Here is a 14,711-nt window from a genome sequence, read left to right as displayed (position 1 = left end):
TGCAATCTGTCAGTCGACATCATGTTGAATGACACACCGCTTTCGCGAGCAAGCCCGCTCCCACAATTTGTTTTGTAGCGACCCACCAAGAGGACACCGTTTTGCGCTCTACCGAAGTCGTGATCATTGGCGCTGGCGCCGCAGGGTTGATGTGTGCACTGACCGCCGCCGGGCGTGGGCGTCAGGTGCTGCTGCTCGACCACGCGAACAAGGCCGGCAAGAAAATCCTGATGTCCGGTGGTGGCCGCTGCAATTTCACCAACATGTACACCGAGCCGAGCAATTTCCTCTCGCACAATCCGCATTTCTGCAAATCGGCACTGGCGCGCTACACCCAGTGGGATTTCATCGGCATGGTCGCCAAGCACGGCGTGCCGTACCACGAGAAGAAACTCGGCCAGCTGTTCTGCGATAACAAATCCAGCGACATCCTCGGCATGCTGCTCGACGAGTGCGATCAGGTCGGCGTCGAGCTGCACCTGGACACCTCGATCCAGACCATCGAGAAAGTCGAGAACGGTTACCTGCTCGACACCACCCTCGGCCAGCTCCAGTGCCAGTCGCTAGTGATTGCCACCGGCGGGCTGTCGATCCCGACGCTGGGCGCTACAGGCTTCGGTTATCAGGTGGCCAAACAGTTCGGCCATGAACTGCTGCCGACCCGCGCCGGGCTGGTGCCGTTCACCATCACCGACCAGCTCAAGGAACTGTGCACCGAGCTGTCCGGTACTTCGGTGGATTGTCTGGTCAGCTGCAACGAGCAGAGCTTTCGCGAGAACATTCTGTTCACTCACCGTGGCCTCAGCGGCCCGGCGATTCTGCAGATCTCGTCGTTCTGGGAGCCGGGCGATACCGTGGAGATCAACCTGCTGCCGGACCACGACACCGCGGCATGGCTGCAACAGCAAGTCGCCGAGCGCCCGAACAGCGAGCTGAAAACTTTGCTTGGTGAAATCTTCACCAAGAAGATGGCCAATCTGCTGGCGGACAACTGGTTCGTTTCCAAACCGATGAAGCAGTACACCCACGCCGAACTGGCGCAGATCGCCGACAAGCTCGGCAGTTGGAAAGTCGTCCCGGCCGGCACCGAAGGCTACCGCACCGCCGAGGTCACGCTGGGTGGCGTTGACACCCGCGAAGTGTCGTCCAAGACCATGGAATCGCTGAAAAGCCCGGGCCTGTATTTTGTCGGCGAAGTGCTCGACGTCACCGGGCATCTGGGCGGTTTCAACTTCCAGTGGGCCTGGGCCTCCGGCTACGCGGCTGCGCAGTACGTCTGATCCAAAGCTACATACAAAACCCTGTAGGAGTGAGCCTGCTCGCGATTGCTTTCTGTCATTCAATCATTGGCTGACTGATACACCGCCATCGCGAGCAGGCTCACTCCTACAGTTGTTATGTGTGATGCAGTAAGGAACACTTTTTGCTGTCAGATGTGATCGGCGCCATTGCGTCGGCGTCATTACTGGCTCAATTTAGCGGCATCGCCTCGGAAGGCCTTCGCACTTCATGTCCTCGACCTCGTTTCGTCAGTCTTTGCGGCGCCTGTGGGCGCTGGATAAATTCAGCTACAGCGTGCGGGTGTTCATCGCCCTGACCGGCAGCATGGCGCTGTGTTGGTATCAGGATGAAATGGGCCTGTTGATCCCGTTGTTCCTGGGGATTATCGCCAGCGCCCTGGCCGAGACCGACGACAGTTGGCAGGGCCGCCTGAACGCACTGGCGGTCACACTGGTGTGTTTCAGCATCGCCGCGCTGTCGGTGGAACTGCTCTTCCCCTACCCCATCGTGTTTGCCATTGCTCTGGCACTGGCCAGCTTCGGCCTGACCATGCTCGGCGCGCTCGGCGAGCGTTACGGGGCGATTGCCTCGGCGACGTTGATTCTGTCGGTCTACACCATGATCGGCGTGGATCAGCGCGGCGGCGCGGTCACCGATTTCTGGCACGAACCGATGCTGCTGGTGGCCGGTGCGGCGTGGTACGGCCTGCTCTCGGTGCTGTGGCAAGCGATGTTTTCCAACCAGCCGGTGCAGCAGAGTCTGGCGCGGCTGTTCCGTGAACTCGGTTTCTACCTGAAGCTGAAAGCCTCGCTGTTCGAGCCGATCCGCCAACTGGACGTCGAGGGGCGGCGGCTGGAACTGGCGCAGCAGAACGGTCGAGTGGTAGCGGCGCTGAACAGTGCCAAGGAAATCATTTTGCACCGGGTCGGCAACGGCCGTCCGGGCTCGAAAGTCAGCCGTTATCTGAAGCTGTATTTCCTCGCCCAGGACATCCACGAACGCGCCAGCTCTTCGCACTATCCGTACAACGCGCTGGCCGATGCGTTCTTTCACAGCGACGTGCTGTTCCGCTGCCAGCGTTTGTTGCGCCAGCAGGGCAAGGCCTGCCGCGCGTTGGCCGAATCGATCCAGATGCGCCAGCCGTTCGTCTACGACGCCAGTTTTGCCGAAGCGCTGACTGACCTCGATGCCTCCCTTGAACACCTGCGCATCCAGAGCAATCCGGCGTGGCGCGGCCTCCTGCGTTCGCTGCGTGCACTGGCAGCCAACCTCGGCACCCTCGACCGTTTGCTCAGCGACGCGAGCAACCCGGATGCCTTGGCGGACGCCACCGACAGCAGCCTGCTCGACCGCTCGCCGCGCAACCTCAAGGACGTGTGGATTCGTCTGCGTACGCAGCTGACGCCGACTTCCCTGCTGTTCCGCCATGCCCTGCGCCTGCCGCTGGCGCTGAGTATCGGCTACGGCATGGTGCACTTGATTCACCCGTCGCAGGGCTACTGGATCATCCTGACCACCCTGTTCGTCTGCCAGCCGAACTACGGCGCGACCCGGCGCAAACTCGGGCAGCGGATTCTCGGCACCGCCATCGGCCTGACCGTGGCGTGGGCACTGTTCGATCTGTTCCCCAGCCCGCTGGTGCAGTCGTGTTTCGCGATCGCCGCCGGGGTGGTGTTCTTTACCAACCGCACCACGCGCTACACGGTGGCGACCGCCGCGATCACGATCATGGTGCTGTTCTGCTTCAACCAGATCGGCGATGGCTACGGGCTGTTCCTGCCGCGCCTGTTCGATACCCTGCTCGGCAGCCTGATCGCCGGCCTGACGGTGTTCCTGTTCCTGCCGGACTGGCAGGGTCGACGCCTGAATAAAGTGCTGGCCAACACCCTGACCTGCAACAGCATCTATCTGCGCCAGATCATGCAGCAATACGCCGCCGGCAAGAGCGACGACCTCGCCTATCGCCTGGCCCGACGCAACGCGCACAACGCCGATGCGGCGTTGTCGACCACCTTGGCCAACATGCTGATGGAGCCGGGGCATTTCCGGAAGGAGGCGGATGTCGGCTTCCGTTTCCTGGTGCTGTCACACACCCTGCTCAGTTACCTGTCCGGGCTCGGCGCGCATCGCGAAACGCAGCTACCGGCGGACGTGCGCGAACAGCTGATCGACGGTGCCGGGGTGAAACTGGCCGCGAGCATCGACGACATCGCCCAGGGGCTGGCGAACAAGCAGCCGGTGGCGATTCAGAGTGACGAAGAGGAAGCACTGGCCAACGAGCTGGAGCAGATGCCGGACGAGATCGATGAAGGGCAACGGCTGGTGCAGACCCAACTGGCGTTGATCTGCCGGCAGCTGGGGCCGTTGCGGACGTTGGCGGCACATTTGATCAAGGACACCAGCGAAGCTTGAGTTTTTCGGTGTTTGTCAGGGCCTCTTCGCGAGCAAGCCCGCTCCCACAGGAGAACGCATTCCAAATGTGGGAGCGGGCTTGCTCGCGAAAGGGCCATCAGCCACACAGCCATTTCCGGATCAACCCCTACATCCCATGCTGACGCAACAACCGGTCATAACTCCCATCCGCCTTCATCGCCGCAATCGCTTTATCAAACCCGGCCACAATCTGTTCATGCTCAGGGTTCTTCAGGCTCACCAGAATGTGCAGGCTGTTCTCGCTCAACGGCTTGGGCAAAAACTCCACGGCGTTGCGCACTTTCGGTGACTCCCGGGCCAGGTAATAACGCGCGACGTATTCATCTTCCAGGGTCAGCTTGACCCGATCCGCCGCGAGCATGCGCACGGCCATGGCGAAGTTATGCACAGGGACTTTCTCGAGCGCGGTATCCGCATCGAACGCTTGCGAGTAGGCATAGCCGCGCACCACCGCCACCGGATAGGTGTGCAGTTGCTCCAGGTTGCTGTAGTCCAGCGGCGTGTCTTTGCGCTTGAGAAATCGGATGCGATTGAGCAGGTATTCGCCAGAGAACTGGCCGAGTTTGGTGCGTTCGTCGTTGTACCAGGCGTTGACCAGTACGTCGTAGCGCCCCTCGCCAACCCCCAGCAGCGCCCGCGCCCACGGCACCTGTTCGTAGTCGCTGGCATAACCGGCCCGCGCCAGCGCGGTGCTGACGATGTCGGTGGCCAGGCCGCCGTTGACCAGCGTGTCGTCGGTAAACGGTGGCCAGATATCGAACACCAGCCGCAACTTGTCCGCTGCGGCGGTTTGGGCCAGCAAAAGCAATCCGACCAACGCAAAGGCTCGATGCAGTCGCGGCATGCTTGAAAATCCTTAGCGGGCGAGTTGCCCGGCGTGTTTTCAGTCAAAACCCCAAGGCCCCTTACCGGCGAAACCCAGGCCCTAACATTAGCTCATTGAAGCCAGTGCACAGCGCTTTCCAGCAGATTACACAAAGCAGCCGCCGCCGCGAGAAAGGAATGATGGCATTTTGACCTTTGTCACAGACTCTTCCGCCATACAGACATCCAGGGCCTGTGCGCTTAGTATCGGGCGACGGAGTTCAAGGAGTCGGAAGATGACAATCGAGTGGATCTGCAAGCATCACAGCGATTTGGGCAAAGAGCAGCTGTACGCGCTGTTGAAGCTGCGCTCGGAGGTGTTCGTGGTCGAACAGAAATGCGCCTACCCGGACCTCGACGGCCAGGATCTGGACGGCGACACCCATCACCTCATGGGTTGGGAAGATGATCAGTTGATGGCCTATCTACGCCTGCTGGATCCCGAATCCCAGGGCGGTGACGTGGTGATCGGCCGCGTGATCATTGCGCCGCAGGGCCGTGGCAAAGGGCTGGGGCATGTGATGATGGAACACGCACTGAAACAGGCCGAGAAGCATTGGCCGCAGGTGCCGATCTATCTGTCGGCGCAGGCGCATTTGCAGGGGTATTACGGCAGGTACGGGTTTGTCGTGGCGGGTGAGGAGTATCTGGAGGATGACATTCCGCACATAGGCATGCGTCGTCCTTGAGGGCCCCTTCGCGAGCAAGCCCGCTCCCACATTTTGATCGCATTCCATCTGAAGGAACTCGGTCTACTGTGGGAGCGGGCTTGCTCGCGAAGGCGTCAGCTCAGGCACTGCGAAACTCAGGGATACTCCAGCACAGCCTTGATCTGCCGCAGATTACGCTCGATCCACCCGCGATCAATCGCCCCCCACTCGCGAATCCGATAGCGCCCGGCATGGTTGCGCGCGCCCTCTTCCTGCTCGAATTCACAGACGATATCCAGATCCGCCAGCGCGGCGATCGTGTCCTGCGCCGTGCGCCGGGGCATGCCGGTCACTTCGGTCAGCGCCGGGACGCTTGGGGCCAGGCCGCTGTCGATCAGGTAGGCCACATACAGGCGCCGGTAAAAACTGCTTTTGGTCTTGCTGACGTCCATCCACACGCTCCTTGTTAACGGCTATTGCAGATCCCGCCACGTCAGGTACACCCGCAGATCGAACTCGACCTGGTGATACCCCGGCAGCATGTGCTCGCACAATTTATAGAAGGCCTTGTTGTGGTCCGATTCCTTGAAGTGCGCCAGTTCATGCACGACGATCATCTTCAGGAACTCGGGCGCTGCCTCCTTGAACAACGAGGCGATGCGAATCTCTTTCTTGGCCTTGAGCTTGCCGCCCTGCACCCTTGAGACCGTGGTGTGCAGGCCCAGCGCGCGGTGCGTCAGGTCGAGGCGGTTGTCGAACAGCACCTTGTCGATGGCCGGCGCGTTGCGCAGGTATTCCTGCTTCAGGTCCAGCGCGTAGCTGTACAGCGCCTTGTCGCTCTGCACATCGTGACGCCCCGGATAGCGTTGGCTCAGGTAGTCACCCAGACGCTGTTCGGCGATCAGTTTGCGCACCTGATCCTGCAATTGCGCGGGGTAGGCCTGGAGGTATTTCAACGCAGTCATGGACACGGCAACACGGTTCGAAAAGAGCGCCAGTGTAGCGAATTCAAACCGGCAGCGCGCCCCAGTCGAAGGGCTCGGCGAAGCTGGCGGCGTCTTCGGAGGTCAGCGGGCGCGCCACCAGGAAACCCTGCACATATTCGCAGCCATGCGCTTGCAGCCATTGGTACTGTTCGATGGTTTCCACGCCTTCGGCGATCACCAGCAAACCGTACTGCTTGCACAGATTGATCACGTTGCTGACCAGCGCCGCGTCGCGCGTCGAATCCGGCAGCCGCGCAATCAGGTGTCGATCGAGCTTGAGCGTGTCCAGTTCCAGATCACGCAGATGCGCCAGCGAACACGGTCCCGAACCAAAATCATCCAGCGCCACGCGCACCCCGAGATTACGCAGCAGGCGCAGCTGTTTGCGGGTCTCGTCGGGGTTGTGCATCAGCGCGTCTTCGGTGATTTCCACCTCCAGTTGCCGCGGCTGCAGCGAGTGCCGCTCCAGCACCTGGCGTAACTCGGTGACCAGGTTCGGCAGCCCGAACTGGGTGTTGCTCAAACTCACGCCAAGCACCAGATCCTCGGCGAACAGGGTTTCCCAGGCTTTACGCTGGCCGGCGCCGCGATGATAAATCCAGCTGCCGAGCCGACTGATCAGCCGCGCCTCTTCCAGCAACGGCAGGAACAACCCCGGCGGCACATCGCCGACGCTCGGATGCTGCCAGCGCAGCAACGCCTCGAAACCGCGGATCTGCCCGCTGTCGATCGCGACCTGTGGCTGATACACCAGATTGAAATCGCGGTTCTCGATGGCGTTGCGCACGCTTTCCTCGAGCATCAGCCGCGAGCGGGCGCGACCGTTCATTTCGTGATCATAAAAACGATACTGCTGACGCCCGGCGCGCTTCGCCTCATACATGGCGATGTCCGAGGCGCGCAGCAGGCCGTCGAGGTTAGAACCGCAGTCCGGGTAGGTGGCGATGCCGATACTCGCGCCGAGGGCGATGTCCAGCCCTTCGATTTGCTGACAGATCGACACCCGTTCGATGAGTTTCTCGGCAATCTTCGCCGCTTGCTCGGGGAATTCCAGATCGAGCAATGCGGTGAACTCGTCACCGCCCATACGCGCGAGAATATCGAACGGTCGCAGGCAGGCTTTCAACTGCTCGGAGACCCAGCGCAGCACCCGGTCGCCGGCATCGTGACCGAGGGAATCGTTGACCCGCTTGAAACCATCGAGGTCGAGGTACAACAGCACCCAACTGCTGTCGCTGCGTTCACCGCGCAGCAGCAGGTTTTCCACCGTCTGATAAAAGCCCCGGCGATTGAGCAGACCGGTCAACGGATCGGTGACTGCCTGAAATTCCAGCTGCTGATGCAGGTGACGCACCACCGACATGTCCAGCACCGTCACCACCATCGCCCGCTGCTCGGCCGGCAACGGCGCGCAGGACAACGCCACCGGCACCTGCTGCCCCGGCGCCGTGCGCAACAACGCATCGTGCAGACGCAGGGTCTCTCCGCGTTTATAGCCGGCCAACAACTCGGAATCGGCCCACAGCGGGATGTGCGGTTTCTGCAGATAATCGAGAAATTCCTCGCCCTCCAGCTCCTTCACCGGTGCATTCAGCAGCCGCGAAATCGCCGGGTTGGCGAAGCGGATCAAGCCGTCCTCGCCGAGTACCAGAATGCCTTCCGCCGCGTTATCCAGTACCGAGGCATTGAAGGCCCGCGCGACCTCCAGATCATGACTCAGGCGCTGCAAGGCGCGGCGGTTGCGCTGGTGTTCGAGCAACGCCTGGACTTTCGGCTTGAGGATCTGCGGATCGAACGGCTTGAACAGATAATCCACCGCACCACTGGCGTAGCCCTTGATCACGGCGTCCTGGGACTGTTCGTTGGCGGTGAGGAAAATGATCGGTGTGAGGCGTGTGCGCTGACTGCCGCGCATCAGTCGCGCGACTTCAAAGCCGTCCATGCCCGGCATCTGCACATCCAGCAGCACCAGGTCGACGTCGTGTTCGAGCAGCAGATTGAGTGCCTCGAAGCCGGATGCGGCGGTCATGACGTGCCAATCCTGACGCTGCAGCAACGCGCGCATGCTGATCAGGTTTTCAGGGTAATCATCAACGATCAAAAGGACAGAGCTGCCTTCACCTGGCTGGGGTTGCGCGCATTCCATGCTGCTTCTCTTGTCGGGACATCTCTTGTCGGGATATCGGTCGGTTTCTTGTGAAAACCGTACAGTTACTGAGTCATCACTCTAGTCCCGGAACTGTGAAAGCAGAAGCTGTCACGCCGCCATCATTTAGCCAAAGCGACGATTTACCGACTAACGGTCACCCCTGCAGCCCGCGGAAACCGGCACAGATGGCATTTCGACAGGATGTTGACGCCAATCATCTGCCAAACGGGCGTTAACAAAAAAGTCCTCTACGCTTATAAAGGCCGCCCGAAAAGGCGCGGGCTAGAGCTTCTGGCACTCGCGTTCAGGATGAATTGAGTGGAAGAACCGACATGATCGATCTCGCAACCTGGAACCTCAGCGTTCCCGTCGGCAATCCGCCGTACACCGTCGAAACCTCCAAACTGGTGAATGGCTTCAAGGATCAGTACTTCCATTCCGACAGCGGCACGCTGTTTTTCTGGTCCCCGGTCACCGGGTCAAAAACCGAAAACGCCATCTACCCGCGCACCGAACTGCGCGAAACCTTCAGCAACGGCACCCTGCGCAACTGGTACTACCCGGACGCCGACAACACCCTGCGCGCGACCCTCGCGGTGAACAAGGTGCCCAGCTCCGGCAAGATCGTCATCGGCCAGATCCACGCCTATGAAAGCCAGAAGCCGATGGTCAAGCTCGAATACCAGTACAAGGAAAAGACCCAGACCGGCAACCTGGTGATCAAGGTCCGCATGCACCCGGACGATGACGAAAGCCGTGTCATCACCCTGGCGACCGGTATCAAGCTGGACAACGAATTCAACTACCTGATCCACCTCAGCCCCGGCGGCGCACTCGGCGTGAGCGCGGCAGGCTATCAGTGGGATTCACAGATCAGCGCAACCTGGCGGAATAAGCCGCTGTACTTCAAGGCTGGCGTGTATGTGCAGGACAACACCGGGTATACCAGTGAGGGTGGGCAGGTGACATTTACCAAGCTGGATATTGATCACGACAAGTGATATCGGCGGCCTCAAGACCTACCCAAAACCCTGTGGGAGCTGGCTTGCCAGCGATGGCGCCCTGACAGCCAAACAATATCTTGCAGACTGCACACGATCCAATTGTAGGAGCGAGCCTGCTCGCGATAACGGCGTATCAGTCGCCAACAATGCTGAATGGCAGATCGCAATCGCGAGCAGGCTCACTCCTACAAGGGCTCAGCGGAGTTCTGAAGATGTGATTTCCACATTATCCAGCACCCGAGTCACCGCTAGCTCCGCCAACATGATGATCTGCTGAATCGCCAGAATCGTATGCCGTTGCGGGTTTTCCACATACGCCGCGATATCACTGGTCATGATGCTCGCGGAGGCGAGTGACTCGCAGGCATGGACCAGCAGACTTTCGTTGTCCATGCCCGGGGAGACCTGGAACATCGTACTGGGTTTGTGGAACCTCAGAGTGGCGGCGTTCGGCTTGAGGTAGTGATCGAGCGCCCGTTCGGCGGCGTCGTGGAGCTTTTTTGAGTCGAGGGATTCGTAGGGCGACGTGGATTCCGCCTCGGGGGGATTGGGTGTTGGCTTGATCATGGTGAAACTCCAAGTGAGATATTGAGCTGCCACTGATCGCTGCGACGCGATGGGGGGAGGCAGCTGTACGCGGGGTCGCAGACCGGATCACTTGGAAACCCGGCATACCCGAAGGTATTCCGCGCACAGCCACCATCAACCAAACAACAAAGCCGAGGCGTTGTGGTTCGGGGTGGCGATTATGCACCAAGTGAGAGGACAGGACTGCGACGTCCGGCCGCTGAATTTGCAGCGACACTTAAAGCCTATCTAGCCGACTTCCGAGGGACAACCGACGCGACCTGTCAGAATATTCCCGGCTAATGCCAATGTCTGTAGGACGAGCGCACGACCGACAAGCCTTAACCAACAGTAACTACCCCTCATGCAGAATTTAAGTACAGCGTCATCGACCACAAAAAACCCGCCTCTCGGCGGGTTTCTTGTATCAGCGGTTCAAGCTAAGGCTTAGTTCACCTTGGCGTTCAACTCACCCTTCAGATAACGCTGGAACATCGCTTCCAGCGAGATCGGCTTGATCTTCGAAGCATTACCGGCAGTGCCGAACGCTTCATAACGAGCGATACACACGTCACGCATCGCCGTCACGGTCGCGCCGAAGAATTTGCGTGGGTCGAATTCGCTCGGGTTGGTGGCCATCAGGCGACGCATGGCGCCGGTGGATGCCAGGCGCAGGTCGGTGTCGATGTTGACCTTGCGTACGCCGTACTTGATGCCTTCGACGATTTCTTCAACCGGTACGCCGTAGGTTTCTTTGATGTCGCCGCCGTACTGGTTGATGATCGCCAGCCACTCTTGCGGAACCGAAGAGGAACCGTGCATCACCAGGTGGGTGTTCGGGATGCGTTTGTGGATTTCCTTGATGCGGTCGATCGCCAGCACGTCGCCGGTAGGTGGCTTGGTGAACTTGTAGGCGCCGTGGCTGGTGCCGATGGCGATAGCCAGGGCATCGACCTGAGTCTTCTTGACGAAATCAGCGGCTTCTTCCGGGTCGGTCAGCATCTGGCTGTGATCCAGAACGCCTTCAGCGCCGATGCCGTCTTCTTCACCGGCCATGCCGGTTTCCAGCGAACCCAGGCAGCCCAGCTCGCCTTCAACCGAAACGCCGCAGGCGTGAGCCATGGCCACGGTCTGCTGGGTCACGCGGACGTTGTATTCGTAGTCGGTCGGGGTCTTGCCGTCTTCGCCGAGGGAGCCGTCCATCATCACCGAGCTGAAGCCCAGTTGAATCGAGCGCTGGCAGACGTCAGGGCTGGTGCCGTGGTCCTGGTGCATGCACACCGGGATGTGCGGGAATTCTTCGATCGCGGCCAGGATCAGGTGACGCAGGAATGGCGCGCCGGCGTATTTGCGAGCGCCGGCCGAAGCCTGGACGATCACCGGGGAGTCAGTCTTGTCAGCGGCTTCCATGATGGCGCGCATCTGCTCAAGGTTGTTGACGTTGAAGGCTGGAACGCCGTAGCCGAACTCGGCTGCGTGGTCCAGCATCTGGCGCATGCTGATAAGTGCCATTGTGTGTGTCTCTCCCGGTTGAGGGTCGTTAATCGTGCCAGCCTGCCGGAGCGGCGGCGGCTATTCAAGTGATTGCAGATCGGGGGTCGAAGCCCGGTCTGGTGATTCGATAAAGCAAATTCTCAAGAACTACGCAGAGCCCTTGTAGGAGTGAACCTGCTCGCGATAGCAATCCTGCAGCCAGTACTGCAGCGACTGTCATACCGCTATCGCGAGCAGGCTCACTCCTACAATGGGCCTGCGGTGTGTCAATTACTGCGCCTTGCAGCCGCGGCCAATCAGGTCATTGGTGGCGACCCAGTACACCAGGCCTTCGTCACCCTTGACGTGAAACGCCAGCATGCCGTCGCTGTACAGCACGCCCGAGGCGCCCGGTTCTTCTTTCAGGCGATAGACCTGATCGCCGCCGCCCAGTCGAACATCGACTTCCTTCTGGCTGGCATCGGTGTAGCGCCACAGCACTTTGGCCTGGCTGTCGCAGGTCCATGTCGTCCAGTTGTCAGCAGGGGCGGACGACTGAAACAGATTCATCTGCGCGCAACCGCCCAACAATGCCAACGCCGCAATGGCGATAAAGCCTTTCATCCGTGTTCCTCGACTGACGGCGCACGCCGCCAGCCCTGAGTTAAAGAGTCAGACCGGTCAAGGACAACCATGTTCCTTGGCCGGGGTTTGCGTCTCGTACTTGTCCAGGCCGTCCGGCCCCGAGCGCTTGTTCAGCACCGGGTTGGTTTCGGCCTGCCAGTCGGCCTGGTAGCAGCCTTTCTGCACCGCATCCGGCGCAGGTGTCGCCTCGGCCTTAGGGTTACTCCCGCAGGCCGCCAATGTACCGGTCAGCAACAACAGCACTAACGACTTGACCATGTAACCACTCCTTTGCCTGGCCAAACGGGCGGCCTCAGGCCTTGGCCCGGCTTTCCAGAACTTCAACGGCTGGCAGCACCTTGCCTTCAACGAATTCGAGGAACGCGCCACCACCGGTGGAAATGTAGGAGATTTGCTCAGCCACGCCATATTTATCGATGGCCGCCAGGGTGTCGCCACCGCCGGCAATGGAGAACGCCGCGCTGTCAGCGATGGCCTGGGCCAGCACTTTGGTGCCGTTGCCGAACTGGTCGAATTCGAACACGCCGACCGGGCCGTTCCACAGGATGGTTTTCGACGATTTCAGCAGTTCGGCGAAGTTGGCGGCGGTCTGCGGGCCAATGTCCAGAATCATGTCGTCAGCAGCCACGTCAGCGATCAGCTTGACGGTGGCTTCGGCGCTTTCCGCGAATTCCTTGGCGACGACCACGTCCACCGGCAGCGGCACGCTGACCTTGGCGGCGATGGCGCGTGCGGTGTCCAGCAGGTCCGGCTCGTACAGCGACTTGCCGACCGGGTGACCGGCAGCAGCCAGGAAGGTGTTGGCGATGCCGCCACCGACGATCAGTTGATCGCAGATCTGGCTCAGGCTGTTGAGTACGTCGAGTTTGGTCGACACCTTGGAGCCGGCAACAATCGCGGCCATTGGCTTGGCCGGTGCACCCAGCGCCTTGCCCAGTGCGTCCAGCTCAGCGGCCAGCAGCGGGCCGGCAGCGGCGACTTTGGCGAACTTGGCCACGCCGTGGGTCGAACCCTCGGCGCGGTGCGCGGTGCCGAAGGCGTCCATCACGAACACGTCGCACAGGGCGGCGTATTGCTGGGCCAGGTCGTCGGCGTTCTTTTTCTCGCCCTTGTTGAAGCGTACGTTTTCGAACAGCACGATGTCGCCGGCCTTGACGTCAACGCCGCCCAGGTAATCGGCCACCAGCGGCACTTCGCGACCCAGGGCCTTGCTCAGGTAGTCGGCGACTGGCTTGAGGCTGTTCTCGGCGGAGAACTCGCCTTCGGTCGGACGGCCCAGGTGCGAACACACCATCACCGCCGCGCCTTTTTCCAGGGCCAGCTTGATGGTCGGCAGCGAAGCCAGGATACGCGCATCGCTGGTGACAACACCGTCCTTGACTGGGACGTTGAGGTCTTCGCGGATCAATACGCGCTTACCTTGCAGATCGAGGTCGGACATCTTCAACACGGTCATGGGTCGCACTTCCTGAGTAGCTGTTCTTAGAGAGCAGGTTTTTTTGAAATCGCTGTTTGCAGATAGTGTTCTGCAACGTCCAGCATTCGGTTGGCAAAACCCCATTCGTTGTCGAACCAGGCCAGGATGTTCACCAGCTTCGGGCCGGAAACACGGGTCTGACTGGCATCGACGATGGCCGAATGTGGGTCATGGTTGAAATCACAGCTGGCATGCGGCAACTCGGTGTAGGCCAGCAGACCTTTGAGCGGGCCGTTGGTGGCGGCCTCGCGCAGGATCCGGTTGACCTCGTTCGCGTCGGTCGCGGTGGCGGTCTGCATCGTGATGTCGAGGCAGGACACGTTGACCGTCGGCACGCGTACGGCTTTGGCCTGAATTCGCCCGGCAAGTTCCGGCAGCAGGCGCTCGATGCCACGCGCCAGACCAGTGGACACCGGGATCACCGACTGGAACGCCGAACGGGTGCGGCGCAGGTCTTCGTGGTGATAAGCGTCGATCACCGGCTGATCGTTCATCGCCGAGTGGATGGTGGTGATCGACACGTAATCCAGGCCAATCGCCTTGTCCAGCAGACGCAACAGCGGCACGCCGCAGTTGGTGGTGCAGGAGGCGTTGGACACCAGCAGTTCGGCGCCGGTCAGGCAATCCTGATTGACGCCGTAGACGATGGTGGCGTCGACATCCGCCTCGCTGGCCATCGGCTGCGAGAACAGCACGCGTGGCGCGCCGGCGTCGAGGAAACGCTGGCCGTCTTCACGGGTGTGGTAAGCACCGGAGCATTCAAGCACCAGGTCGACGCCCAGCGCCGCCCAGTCGATGCCTTCGGGGGTGGCACTGCGCAAGACCTTCACGCAGTCGCCATTAATATGCAGACAATCGCCTTCTACTCGCACTTCGCCGGGAAAGCGGCCGTGGGTGGAGTCGAAGCGTGTCAGGTATTCGATGCTGGCCATGTCCGCCAGATCGTTGATCGCGACAATTTCAAACCCTGCCTTCGCCCCTCGCTCAAACAATGCACGCAAGACGCAACGACCAATCCGGCCGTAGCCGTTGAGTGCAACTTTGTAGGGACGCGGTTGAGGCATGGGGTTCTCGATTACCGTTTGAATCGGTTATTGCAGTGGTGTCTGAACCACCGATTTCGCGAGCAAGCCCGCTCCCACACTGGATCAGGGTTGTGAACACTGCTTGTGTCACACAACA

Annotated in this window: 14 protein-coding genes; 4 read left to right on the top strand and 10 right to left on the bottom strand. The window is 60.5% G+C overall.

Annotated features, from left to right (window positions below):
• Nucleotides 1–101 precede the first annotated feature (101 nt).
• Nucleotides 102–1,280: an NAD(P)/FAD-dependent oxidoreductase gene (locus tag JFU48_RS09370; RefSeq protein WP_201136379.1), complete on the top strand. Its 1,179-nt coding sequence runs from the start codon at nucleotides 102–104 to the stop codon at nucleotides 1,278–1,280.
• A gap of 229 nt (nucleotides 1,281–1,509) precedes the next feature.
• Nucleotides 1,510–3,693 (top strand): YccS family putative transporter, encoded by a 2,184-nt coding sequence (yccS, locus tag JFU48_RS09365; RefSeq protein ID WP_103522146.1) that lies wholly within the window; start codon nucleotides 1,510–1,512, stop codon nucleotides 3,691–3,693.
• 127 nt (nucleotides 3,694–3,820) lie between these two features.
• Here yccS and JFU48_RS09360 read toward each other — a convergent pair whose 3' ends face one another.
• Nucleotides 3,821–4,558: a substrate-binding periplasmic protein gene (locus JFU48_RS09360; protein WP_103522145.1), complete on the bottom strand. Its 738-nt coding sequence runs from the start codon at nucleotides 4,556–4,558 to the stop codon at nucleotides 3,821–3,823.
• A gap of 256 nt (nucleotides 4,559–4,814) precedes the next feature.
• Here JFU48_RS09360 and JFU48_RS09355 point away from each other — a divergent pair, with 256 nt between their 5' ends.
• Entirely contained in the window at nucleotides 4,815–5,267 is a 453-nt protein-coding gene (locus JFU48_RS09355) for a GNAT family N-acetyltransferase (RefSeq protein WP_003229004.1), read from the top strand.
• Between the two features lie 116 nt (nucleotides 5,268–5,383).
• Here the strand turns inward: JFU48_RS09355 and JFU48_RS09350 are convergent, their stop codons facing one another.
• Genes JFU48_RS09350 through JFU48_RS09340 form a run of 3 tightly spaced genes read right to left on the bottom strand, consistent with a single transcriptional unit; the run spans nucleotide 5,384 to nucleotide 8,360 of the window.
• Entirely contained in the window at nucleotides 5,384–5,680 is a 297-nt protein-coding gene (locus tag JFU48_RS09350) for a winged helix-turn-helix domain-containing protein (RefSeq protein ID WP_003229005.1), read from the bottom strand.
• Between the two features lie 21 nt (nucleotides 5,681–5,701).
• On the bottom strand, nucleotides 5,702–6,193 hold the full coding sequence (locus JFU48_RS09345) for a M48 metallopeptidase family protein (RefSeq protein WP_103485206.1): 492 nt from the start codon (nucleotides 6,191–6,193) through the stop codon (nucleotides 5,702–5,704).
• 43 nt (nucleotides 6,194–6,236) lie between these two features.
• The gene (locus tag JFU48_RS09340) at nucleotides 6,237–8,360 is read right to left on the bottom strand and encodes a putative bifunctional diguanylate cyclase/phosphodiesterase (protein ID WP_003229007.1); all 2,124 of its coding nucleotides are present in this window, start codon (nucleotides 8,358–8,360) and stop codon (nucleotides 6,237–6,239) included.
• 335 nt (nucleotides 8,361–8,695) lie between these two features.
• Between JFU48_RS09340 and JFU48_RS09335 the strand changes: the two genes are divergently transcribed.
• The gene (locus tag JFU48_RS09335; RefSeq protein ID WP_201136378.1) at nucleotides 8,696–9,364 is read left to right on the top strand and encodes a polysaccharide lyase family 7 protein; all 669 of its coding nucleotides are present in this window, start codon (nucleotides 8,696–8,698) and stop codon (nucleotides 9,362–9,364) included.
• A gap of 198 nt (nucleotides 9,365–9,562) precedes the next feature.
• Here the strand turns inward: JFU48_RS09335 and JFU48_RS09330 are convergent, their stop codons facing one another.
• The 6 genes from JFU48_RS09330 to epd form a co-directional block, all read right to left on the bottom strand.
• Nucleotides 9,563–9,934: a DUF6124 family protein gene (locus JFU48_RS09330; protein WP_201136377.1), complete on the bottom strand. Its 372-nt coding sequence runs from the start codon at nucleotides 9,932–9,934 to the stop codon at nucleotides 9,563–9,565.
• A gap of 447 nt (nucleotides 9,935–10,381) precedes the next feature.
• Entirely contained in the window at nucleotides 10,382–11,446 is a 1,065-nt protein-coding gene (gene fba / locus JFU48_RS09325) for a class II fructose-bisphosphate aldolase (RefSeq protein WP_003229012.1), read from the bottom strand.
• A 252-nt stretch (nucleotides 11,447–11,698) separates the two neighbouring features.
• Complete coding sequence (locus JFU48_RS09320; RefSeq protein ID WP_201136376.1) at nucleotides 11,699–12,031, bottom strand: MliC family protein; 333 nt, start codon at nucleotides 12,029–12,031, stop codon at nucleotides 11,699–11,701.
• 57 nt (nucleotides 12,032–12,088) lie between these two features.
• A complete protein-coding gene (locus tag JFU48_RS09315; RefSeq protein WP_003229014.1) occupies nucleotides 12,089–12,310 on the bottom strand; it encodes a hypothetical protein in 222 nt (73 codons plus the stop codon).
• Nucleotides 12,311–12,344: 34 nt separating this feature from the next.
• Nucleotides 12,345–13,508 (bottom strand): phosphoglycerate kinase, encoded by a 1,164-nt coding sequence (locus JFU48_RS09310; RefSeq protein ID WP_003229015.1) that lies wholly within the window; start codon nucleotides 13,506–13,508, stop codon nucleotides 12,345–12,347.
• A 26-nt stretch (nucleotides 13,509–13,534) separates the two neighbouring features.
• The gene (epd, locus tag JFU48_RS09305) at nucleotides 13,535–14,593 is read right to left on the bottom strand and encodes an erythrose-4-phosphate dehydrogenase (protein ID WP_103485200.1); all 1,059 of its coding nucleotides are present in this window, start codon (nucleotides 14,591–14,593) and stop codon (nucleotides 13,535–13,537) included.
• Nucleotides 14,594–14,711 lie beyond the last annotated feature (118 nt).

The sequence above is a fragment of the Pseudomonas sp. TH49 genome, from assembly GCF_016650625.1.
Lineage (GTDB): Bacteria > Pseudomonadota > Gammaproteobacteria > Pseudomonadales > Pseudomonadaceae > Aquipseudomonas > Aquipseudomonas fluorescens_H.
Note: the sequence above shows the minus strand (reverse complement) of the source record. Positions and strands in the feature narration are given on the sequence as shown.

Excerpts from the sequence above, each read along its gene's own strand:
- yccS (WP_103522146.1), top strand. The coding sequence starts at position 1,510 with ATGTCCTCGACCTCGTTTCGTCAGTCTTTGCGGCGCCTGTGGGCGCTG.
- JFU48_RS09360 (WP_103522145.1), bottom strand. The coding sequence starts at position 4,558 with ATGCCGCGACTGCATCGAGCCTTTGCGTTGGTCGGATTGCTTTTGCTG.
- JFU48_RS09355 (WP_003229004.1), top strand. The coding sequence starts at position 4,815 with ATGACAATCGAGTGGATCTGCAAGCATCACAGCGATTTGGGCAAAGAG.
- JFU48_RS09350 (WP_003229005.1), bottom strand. The coding sequence starts at position 5,680 with ATGGACGTCAGCAAGACCAAAAGCAGTTTTTACCGGCGCCTGTATGTG.
- JFU48_RS09345 (WP_103485206.1), bottom strand. The coding sequence starts at position 6,193 with ATGACTGCGTTGAAATACCTCCAGGCCTACCCCGCGCAATTGCAGGAT.
- JFU48_RS09340 (WP_003229007.1), bottom strand. The coding sequence starts at position 8,360 with ATGGAATGCGCGCAACCCCAGCCAGGTGAAGGCAGCTCTGTCCTTTTG.
- JFU48_RS09335 (WP_201136378.1), top strand. The coding sequence starts at position 8,696 with ATGATCGATCTCGCAACCTGGAACCTCAGCGTTCCCGTCGGCAATCCG.
- JFU48_RS09330 (WP_201136377.1), bottom strand. The coding sequence starts at position 9,934 with ATGATCAAGCCAACACCCAATCCCCCCGAGGCGGAATCCACGTCGCCC.
- fba (WP_003229012.1), bottom strand. The coding sequence starts at position 11,446 with ATGGCACTTATCAGCATGCGCCAGATGCTGGACCACGCAGCCGAGTTC.
- JFU48_RS09320 (WP_201136376.1), bottom strand. The coding sequence starts at position 12,031 with ATGAAAGGCTTTATCGCCATTGCGGCGTTGGCATTGTTGGGCGGTTGC.
- JFU48_RS09315 (WP_003229014.1), bottom strand. The coding sequence starts at position 12,310 with ATGGTCAAGTCGTTAGTGCTGTTGTTGCTGACCGGTACATTGGCGGCC.
- JFU48_RS09310 (WP_003229015.1), bottom strand. The coding sequence starts at position 13,508 with ATGACCGTGTTGAAGATGTCCGACCTCGATCTGCAAGGTAAGCGCGTA.
- epd (WP_103485200.1), bottom strand. The coding sequence starts at position 14,593 with ATGCCTCAACCGCGTCCCTACAAAGTTGCACTCAACGGCTACGGCCGG.